8 protein-coding genes are annotated in these 8,248 nt (G+C 60.0%); 2 read left to right on the top strand and 6 right to left on the bottom strand.

What is annotated here, in order from left to right:
- Positions 1-18 precede the first annotated feature (18 nt).
- On the bottom strand, positions 19-1,662 hold the full coding sequence (gene pckA, locus HMPREF9538_RS20670) for a phosphoenolpyruvate carboxykinase (ATP) (protein ID WP_004148802.1): 1,644 nt from the start codon (positions 1,660-1,662) through the stop codon (positions 19-21).
- Positions 1,663-1,945: 283 nt separating this feature from the next.
- Here pckA and HMPREF9538_RS20675 point away from each other — a divergent pair, with 283 nt between their 5' ends.
- A complete protein-coding gene (locus tag HMPREF9538_RS20675; RefSeq protein ID WP_004145473.1) occupies positions 1,946-2,839 on the top strand; it encodes a LysR substrate-binding domain-containing protein in 894 nt (297 codons plus the stop codon).
- Between the two features lie 5 nt (positions 2,840-2,844).
- Here the strand turns inward: HMPREF9538_RS20675 and HMPREF9538_RS20680 are convergent, their stop codons facing one another.
- The 5 genes from HMPREF9538_RS20680 to HMPREF9538_RS20700 form a co-directional block, all read right to left on the bottom strand.
- Positions 2,845-3,564 (bottom strand): ABC transporter ATP-binding protein, encoded by a 720-nt coding sequence (locus tag HMPREF9538_RS20680; protein WP_004175491.1) that lies wholly within the window; start codon positions 3,562-3,564, stop codon positions 2,845-2,847.
- Positions 3,561-4,436 (bottom strand): ABC transporter ATP-binding protein, encoded by an 876-nt coding sequence (locus HMPREF9538_RS20685; protein WP_009484370.1) that lies wholly within the window; start codon positions 4,434-4,436, stop codon positions 3,561-3,563. The genes HMPREF9538_RS20680 and HMPREF9538_RS20685 overlap by 4 nt, the downstream gene beginning before the upstream one ends.
- Positions 4,433-5,719, bottom strand: coding sequence for a high-affinity branched-chain amino acid ABC transporter permease LivM (livM, locus tag HMPREF9538_RS20690; protein WP_009484369.1), 1,287 nt, complete (start codon positions 5,717-5,719; stop codon positions 4,433-4,435). Before livM ends, HMPREF9538_RS20685 begins: the two co-directional genes overlap by 4 nt.
- A 9-nt stretch (positions 5,720-5,728) precedes the next feature.
- Entirely contained in the window at positions 5,729-6,643 is a 915-nt protein-coding gene (locus HMPREF9538_RS20695) for an ABC transporter permease subunit (protein WP_004175489.1), read from the bottom strand.
- Positions 6,644-6,752: 109 nt separating this feature from the next.
- Positions 6,753-7,811 carry a branched-chain amino acid ABC transporter substrate-binding protein gene (locus HMPREF9538_RS20700; RefSeq protein WP_004189329.1) on the bottom strand — a complete coding sequence of 353 codons (1,059 nt, stop codon included), beginning with the start codon at positions 7,809-7,811 and terminating at the stop codon, positions 6,753-6,755.
- A 289-nt stretch (positions 7,812-8,100) separates the two neighbouring features.
- Here HMPREF9538_RS20700 and HMPREF9538_RS32125 point away from each other — a divergent pair, with 289 nt between their 5' ends.
- The gene (locus tag HMPREF9538_RS32125) at positions 8,101-8,247 is read left to right on the top strand and encodes a hypothetical protein (protein WP_004225356.1); all 147 of its coding nucleotides are present in this window, start codon (positions 8,101-8,103) and stop codon (positions 8,245-8,247) included.
- Position 8,248 lies beyond the last annotated feature (1 nt).

Here is an 8,248-nt window from a genome sequence, read left to right as displayed (position 1 = left end):
GGGGGGGGGGGCCGCGGATCAGGCTTCGACCGCGCTCTTCTGCAGCTGCGGACCGGCCAGCGCCAGACGCGCGCCCGCTTCGGTATCGCTGTACTGCTTGAAGTTATCCATAAACAGCTGAGCCAGGCTCTCGGCCTTCTCCTGCCATTTATCCGCTGAACTCCAGCCATTACGCGGATCCAGCACCGCGCTGTCTACCCCTGGAATGCTCTGCGGGATCGCAAGACCGAACACCGGGATGGTCTCCTCGCGCAGCGGGCCGGTAGTGCCGTTGAGGATCGCGCTAATGATGCTGCGGGTATCGCGCAGCGACAGGCGTTTGCCCTCGCCGTTCCAGCCGGTGTTGACCAGCCAGGCTTCGGCGCCGGATTCCGCCATCTTCGCCGCCAGGACGCTGGCGTACTGGGTCGGGTGAAGCAGCAGGAACGCCGCGCCATAGCAGGCGGAGAAGGTCGGCGTCGGCTGGGTAATGCCACGCTCGGTGCCCGCCAGCTTCGAGGTGAAACCCGACAGGAAATGGTACTGCATCTGCTCGGTGGTCAGACGGGAGACCGGCGGCAGGACGCCAAACGCATCGGCGGCAAGGAAAATCACCTTCGACGGATGGCCCGCGCGGGACACCGGCTTGACGATATTGTCGATATGCGACAGCGGATAGGAGACGCGGGTGTTTTCGGTTTTGCTGCCGTCGGCATAATCCACGCTGCCGTCAGCGCGCACCACCACGTTTTCCAGCAGCGCATTGCGGCGGATGGCGCCATAAATCTCCGGCTCCGCCTGCGGATCGAGATTGATGGTCTTAGCGTAGCAGCCGCCTTCGAAGTTAAACACGCCGTCATCGTCCCAGCCGTGCTCATCATCGCCGATCAGCTGACGATGCGGATCGGTCGACAGGGTGGTTTTCCCGGTCCCGGAGAGGCCGAAGAACAGCGCCACGTCCCCTGCTTCGCCACGGTTGGCCGAGCAGTGCATCGACGCGATGCCTTTCTGCGGCAGCAGGTAGTTCATGACCGAGAACAGCCCTTTCTTCATTTCGCCGCCGTACCAGGTACCGCCGATGAGCTGAATACGCTCGCTCAGATTAAAGGCGACAAAGTTCTCGGAGTTCATCCCCTGCGCCTGCCAGTTGGCATTGGTGCAGCCCGCGCCGTTGAGCACCACGAAGTCTGGCGTAAAGCTGGCCAGCTCGTCGGCGCTTGGCACGATAAACATGTTTTTGACAAAGTGGGCCTGCCACGCCACCTCGGTGACGAAGCGTACGCCAAGACGGGTGTCCGGGCTGGCGCCGCACCAGGCGTCGATGACGTACAGTTTTTTGCCGCTCAGCTGGCCCGCGACCAGGCTTTTCAGGCTGCGCCACACGTCTGGCGATAACGGCTTATTGTCATTACGGCCGAGGCCGGAGTCTGCCCACCAGACGGTGTCGCGAGTCTGTTCGTCGCGGACGATGTATTTATCGCGCGGCGAACGGCCGGTGAAGATCCCGGTATCAACAGCCACAGCGCCAGAGTCGGTCATCACGCCGCGGGCCGCGCCGGTCAGCTCAGGAGAGGTTTCATGTGCAATAAGCAAATCGTAATCAGGGTTGTAAAAGAATTCGCCACTTGCATTAATCCCCAGCTCCTGCAGAGCCATTTTTACTGATTCAATTTGTTGTGACATGGAACTCCTGACAAACTATTTAAGGTAAGAGGCCTGGGTTATTCATTGCTTTCGTCATCGTCGCCGGCTATTTAATAAGATAAGTCCTGGACAATGAAATAAAGCAATAAATAACCGTGAGTCGCGATTTCATATCGTGCTCATGTAGGGTCGCCGATATGCATTCATAAATCTCAACTTTCCAAAAAATGTTAACACCTGTCGATAATTATGTTAATTGCATAGTTTCTATGCGCTATGCTAAAATTGCATAGCCTTTATTGCGTTTTTGAGGACTGGATCGGTGTTGGCAAATCTGGAAGTAAAATGGCTGTATGATGTGATTGCCCTTGAGGAGTCGCGCAGCTTTACCCTGGCGGCCAAAGCCCGCAACATCTCTCAGTCTTCGTTCAGCCGACGCATCCAGTCGCTGGAGGCTTCCCTCGGATTCAGCATCTTCGATCGTAGCGCCAACCCTCTGCAGCTGACCAACCGCGGGAAAATTTTTGTCGGCTATGCGCGAAATATGCTCGATGACATGGATTTTCAGATCAGCCGTATTAAAGGCTTAAATAACACTACCCAGAAAATAAGAATCGACGCGGCCCCTTCGCTGTCGGTGTTATTACTGCCGGAGATCATCGCCGGTTACACCGACCGTAAAAATAAGACTTTTCATGTTGAATCGATTAACGTCAACGACGCCGTATTTAACCTGAAAGAGGGAAAAAGCGATTTTATCCTCTCCTTCTATAATGAAGAATTAATGAACTATCCGTTTATTAATCATAAAATTTTTGATTCTTACCTGCACCTGGTCTCTCCCTGCGACGAACATGGCCGCCCGCTGTTTCATTTACATCGCGGCGTGCTGCCGCTGATGAAATACGCCAACGACAGCTATATGGGGCGCCAGGTGAACCAGGTGATCGACCGCACGCCGGAGATCACCTTCTCTCTCACCTTTGTCTCTTCCATGAGCGAGCTGCTCAAGCGCATGATCCTCAATGGCGACGGCGTGGGCTGGCTGCCGCAATACTCTATTCAGCGCGAGCTGGACGAAGGCCGGCTGACGATCCTCGATGAGAGCCTGTCGCTGCCGATCGGCGCCTGGCTCTACCGCTCCGGCTCGCGGCTTAACCAGGCCGCCGAACGTTTCTGGCAGCACATTAAAACCCGTAACGAACTGCGGGAATAACCCCCTCAGCCGCTGATCCCCAGATATGCCTTACGCACCTCCGGGTCGTTGAGCAGCGTCTGGCCGCTACCGCTCAGGCGGATCTGGCCGTTCACCATCACGTAGGCGCGGTCCGACAGGTTAAGGGCATGGCGGGCATTCTGCTCCACCAGAAACAGCGTCATCCCCTGGGCCGTCAGCTCGCGCAGGATCTGAAAAATCTGCTTCACCACCAGCGGCGCCAGCCCCAGGCTCGGCTCATCCAGCAGCAGCAGGCGCGGTCGGCTCATCAGCGCCCGGGCGATGGCCAGCATCTGCTGCTCGCCGCCGGAGAGGGTCATCGCCCGCTGTCCCCGCCGCTCTTCCAGCCGGGGGAACAGCTGGTACATTCGCGCCTTGTCCTCGGCCTGATAGCGGTTGCCAATGGCAATGGTCCCCATTAGCAGATTCTCCTCGACGGTCATATCGGGAAAGATGCGCCGCCCTTCCGGGGCCTGGGCGATGCCGTTGCTGGCGATAAAGTGGGTCGATTTCCGGCTGATCGCCTCCCCGCGATAGAAAATCTCCCCGCCGGCAATGCGCGGCTGGCCGAAGACCGACATCAGCAGCGTTGATTTACCGGCGCCGTTGGCGCCGATCAGCGCCACCGTCTCCCCCTCGTTGACGGTGAGGGAGACCTGCTTCAGGGCCTGGATCGGCCCGTAGAAGACATCCACCTCATTAAAGGCAAGCAAAGGCTGGCTCATCGGCGCGTCTCCTCTTCCTCAGCGCCTAGATAGGCGGCAATCACGCTGGCGTTGGCCTGGATCGCCTGCGGCGCGCCGCGGGCGATGACGTCCCCGTGATCGAGGACGATGATATGATCCGAAATCTCCATCACCATCCCCATATCATGCTCGATCAGTAGCACCGTGATGCCGTGCTGCTGGCGCAGAAAGCGAATAATCCGGCTCAGCGCCTGGGTTTCCACCGGGTTGAGGCCGGCGGCCGGCTCGTCCAGACAGAGCATCTCCGGACGGGTGCACATGGCGCGGGCGATCTCCAGCCGCCGCTGCTGTCCGTAGGAGAGGGTCCCCGCCAGACGGTTGGCGCAGTCCACCATCTCCACCACCTCCAGCCAGTAAAAAGCGCGATCCAGCGCCTGACTCTCCGCCTGCCGATACCCACGGGTATTGAGGATCCCGGCCAGTAGATGGCGGTTGACCTGGGTATGCTGGGCCACCAGCAGGTTCTCGATCACCGACATCTCGCGGAATAAACGTATATTCTGGAAGGTGCGCGCCAGGCCAGCGCGGTTCACCAGATGGGTGCCACCGAACATCTTGTAATAGATCCGCCTCCCCAGCTGCGCCGGGTGGAGAAAATCGTCCGGGTGAAGCTTCTGCCCCAGCACCTGAATGACATCGGTGACCTTTTCCCGCGCCCGCAGCACGATACTGCCCCCCGTCGCCCGATAAAAACCGGTCAGGCAATTAAACACCGTGGTCTTGCCCGCGCCGTTGGGGCCGATCAGGGCGGTGATCGACCCCCGCTCCACCTCCAGATTGACATCATTCAGCGCTTTGATGCCGCCGAAATGCATCATCAGATGCTCAACGCGTAAGATGCTGTCGGTCATGGCGCGACTCCTTTTCGCAATGCAACCCCGCTGCGGCTGGTGCGCACCAGGCCGCGCGGCCGCCAGATCATCATCATCACCATCAGCACGCCGAACAGCAGCACCCGATATTCGTCAAAACCGCGCAGCAGCTCCGGGGTGACCGTCAGAACAAACGCCGCCAGTACCACTCCCAGGGTGGAGCCCATTCCCCCGAGCACCACAATCGCCAGGATCAGCGCCGACTCAAAAAAGGTGAACGACGTCGGGTTAACAAACCCCTGATAGCTGGCGAAGAACACCCCGGCGATGCCGGCCGTCGACGCGCCGAGCATAAACGCCGAGAGCTTCACCAGCACGTGGTTGAGCCCCATCGCCCGACAGGCGATCTCATCCTCGCGCAGCGCCTCCCAGGCGCGGCCGATGGGCATCCGCGTCAGGCGATGCTTCACCAGCAGCACCAGCATCACCACCAGACACAGCACGGCGTAGAGAAAGATGAATTTCAGGTTGGGGTTGTAGCTGACGTGGAAAAACTCATGGATGGGGATGCCGCCATCTTTCGCCCGGCGGGTAAACTCGAGGCCAAACAGCGTGGGGGATGGCACCGGTACGCCGTTAGGGCCGCCGGTGAAGCTCACCCAGTTGTTGAGCACCAGGCGGATAATTTCGCCAAAGCCGAGGGTGACGATGGCCAGATAGTCGCCATGCATACGCAGCACCGGAAAGCCCAGCAACGCCCCGGCGAGAGCCGCCATCACCGCCCCCAGCGGCAGCATCGCCCAGAAGCCAAGTCCCAGGTACTGGTAGCCCAGCGCCAGGCCGTAGGCGCCGATGGCGTAAAACGCCACATAGCCCAGATCGAGCAGGCCCGCGAGGCCCACCACAATATTCAACCCCAGGCCAAGCAGAACGTAGATCAGCCCAAGAATGGCCACGGTCAGCAGATATTTTGTGGCGAGAAACGGAAAGACAATGGCCAGCCCCACCAGCAGCGGTATTATCCAGCGCAGCCGCGAGCGGTAGCCCGGCGGCCGGACGTACACCCCGTCATCCGCCCCCTCAAAGCGGGCAATAAAGGCTTTTCCCCTGTGGCTCTGCAGCAGCAGACTGAGCGCCAGCCTGCCGGCCATCACCACCGCCACCAGAATCGCCACCCGCGCAGGCGCGAGGGTAAAACCATACCCTTTGAGCACCACGCCGACGATCGGGCCAAAGACAATTAACGCGCAAAGGCCGGCCAGTACGCTGTCGATCAGCGCGTTTTGGATAGCCCGCGCAGGCTGGCGCATAATTTCACCCATAAAGCCTCCTTAGACCTTGGCCACCAGCGGACGTCCCAGCAGCCCCTGCGGGCGAAAAATCAGGATCGCCACCAGCAGCGCAAAGGAAAAGACATCTTTGTAATCCGAATTCACCAGCCCGGCGAACTGGGCTTCGGCCACCCCAAGCAGCAGACCACCCAGCATCGCGCCAGGCAGCGAGCCGATCCCGCCCAGCACCGCGGCGGTGAAGGCTTTGATGCCGATAATAAATCCGATATAGAAGTCGAAGGTGCCGTAGTTCATGGTCACCAGCACGCCGGCCAGACCGGCCATCGCCGCGCCGATGACAAACACCAGGGAGATCACCCGGTCGGTATTGATGCCAAGGATCGCCGCCATGCGCCGGTCCTGCTGGGTGGCGCGGCAGATGCGCCCCAGCCGGGTATACTGAATAATCCAGGTCAGGATCAGCATCCCCACCAGCGCCGCGACGAGAATAAACACCTTGGTCCAGGTGATCTGCACCACCCCATCGCCCACCGTCATGCGCAACGCGCCGCTAAGCAGCGTCGGGATCCCCTGCTGGTTCGGCCCCTGGCTCAGCTGGACATAGTTCTGCAGGATCAGCGACATCCCGATAGCCGAGATCAGCGGCGCCAGCCGCGTCGAGTTGCGCAGCGGCCGGTAGGCGATGCGCTCGATCGCCCAGCCGTATACGCCGGTGACCACGATAGTGAACACCAGAGTGGCGAAAATCAGCAGCGGAAAGGAGTGGATCCCGAAGAAAGAGAGCAGCGCCAGGCCGATGGCGCACAGGTAGGCGGAGACCATATACACCTCGCCGTGGGCGAAGTTGATCATGCCGATGATCCCATACACCATGGTGTAGCCGATGGCGATTAAGCCGTACACCGCGCCCAGCGTCAGCCCATTGATCAGTTGTTGCAGAAAAAACGCCGTCATAGCCCCTCCAGCCGCCAGGCAGACGGCCGCCGGGTTCCGTTCCCGGTCGACCGCCGTCATGTGACAATTTGCAAGTCAAAAGGACAGAGCGTCCTCAGGTCGTGGCCGATCAGAGCTGGTGATATTTGCCCTTGTCGTCCCACTGATAGACCACGTAGTCGGACACCTTGAGGTCGCCTTTGCCATCCCAGGCTTTCTTGCCCATCACCGTCTCGACGTCGTGGCTCTTCAGCCAGTCGCTGGCTTTGGCGTTATCGGTACCGACGGCGTTCCAGGCCGCGGCGATAGCCTGAATGGAGGCGTAGGCGTAGAGGGTATAACCTTCCGGCTCAAAGCCGCTGGCGCGGAACTTCTCGATCACCGCTTTGCCGTCCGGGAGGGTGCGCGGATCCTGACCAAAGGTCATCAGCACGCCGTTGGTGAACTGCGGCCCGCCGGCGGCCGTGACCAGCTCCTCGGTGACGATACAGTCGCCGGAGAAGAATTTGGCCTGCACCCCCTGCTCGCGCATCTGGCGCACCAGCGGGCCCGCTTCCGGATGGCAGCCGCCAAAGTAGACCACGTCCGGCTTGAGGGCGCCGATCTTGGTCACCAGGGCGTTAAAGTCTTTTTCACCGCGGGAAAGGCCTTCGTACAACACTTCTTTGGTACCCCGCTTCGCCAGCGCCGCGCGGGTGGCATCGGCCAGCCCCTGACCATAGGTGTCTTTATCGTGGATGACGGCGATTTTCTTCGCCTTCAGCACGTCCAGCATATAGTTGGCGGCGATCGCCCCCTGCTGATCGTCACGACCACACATACGGAAGAGATCTTTCATGCCGCGCTCGGTGATCTGCGGGTTGGTCGAGCCGGGGGTAATGGTCAGGATCCCGGCTTCGTCATATACCTCGGAGGCCGGCATCGTTGAGGAAGAGCAAAAGTGCCCCACCACGGCGGAGACTTTCGCTTCATCCACCAGCCGGTTGGCCACCGCCACCGCCTGCTTCGGTTCGCACGCGTCATCCCCCTGCACCAGCACAATCTTTTCGCCTTTGATGCCGCCGGCGGCATTGATATCGGCCACCGCCTGCGAGGCCCCCTTCCAGTACTGGGCGCCGTAGGTGGCGTTGGGGCCGGTAAAGGGCCCGGCGACGCCGATCTTCACGTCTGCCTGGGCGTAAAAGGCCATGCTCATACAACCTGCTATCACAACATGAAGCGTCATTGTTTTCAGTTTCAAAGACATTCGGATATTCCTCAGCGATGTAAAGCCTGGCGTCATGGAATGACGCAGAAAATATCACTTACCGTGTGGTGCCGACGTTGGCGCAGCGCCAGGACGGCCAGGGTGGAAGAAGCAAAAATCCCGCCAGGAAGGAGTGGAACACCGGAGAACAGTCGCCCCGGTCGGTACGCACGCGACGGCAACCCGTGCCGCATCCGGCAAGGGCGCATTCCCTTTCAGGTCAGGAGATCGGTTGCCATCACGTGGCGAGCCGGACAACGCGGTATCCGTACCGGCCCGTGAGCTAAACATAGATGCAGTTAGCGGTCGCTGCGCGCCGGCGTGGTGCAAAAATGCGAATATGATCAACAGTGGTGATTATTTTGTTGCGGTAATGTGAA

Source organism: Klebsiella sp. MS 92-3 (genome assembly GCF_000195655.1).
Classification (GTDB): domain Bacteria; phylum Pseudomonadota; class Gammaproteobacteria; order Enterobacterales; family Enterobacteriaceae; genus Klebsiella; species Klebsiella pneumoniae.
The sequence above is the reverse complement of the archived record's forward strand: the minus strand, read 5'-3'. Positions and strand labels throughout refer to the sequence as shown.

Bases quoted from the DNA above. Each gene is read 5' to 3' on its own strand.
- HMPREF9538_RS20695 (WP_004175489.1), bottom strand. From the start codon at position 6,643: ATGACGGCGTTTTTTCTGCAACAACTGATCAATGGGCTGACGCTGGGC.
- HMPREF9538_RS20700 (WP_004189329.1), bottom strand. From the start codon at position 7,811: ATGGCCTTTTACGCCCAGGCAGACGTGAAGATCGGCGTCGCCGGGCCC.
- livM (WP_009484369.1), bottom strand. From the start codon at position 5,719: ATGGGTGAAATTATGCGCCAGCCTGCGCGGGCTATCCAAAACGCGCTG.
- HMPREF9538_RS20680 (WP_004175491.1), bottom strand. From the start codon at position 3,564: ATGAGCCAGCCTTTGCTTGCCTTTAATGAGGTGGATGTCTTCTACGGG.
- pckA (WP_004148802.1), bottom strand. From the start codon at position 1,662: ATGTCACAACAAATTGAATCAGTAAAAATGGCTCTGCAGGAGCTGGGG.
- HMPREF9538_RS20685 (WP_009484370.1), bottom strand. From the start codon at position 4,436: ATGACCGACAGCATCTTACGCGTTGAGCATCTGATGATGCATTTCGGC.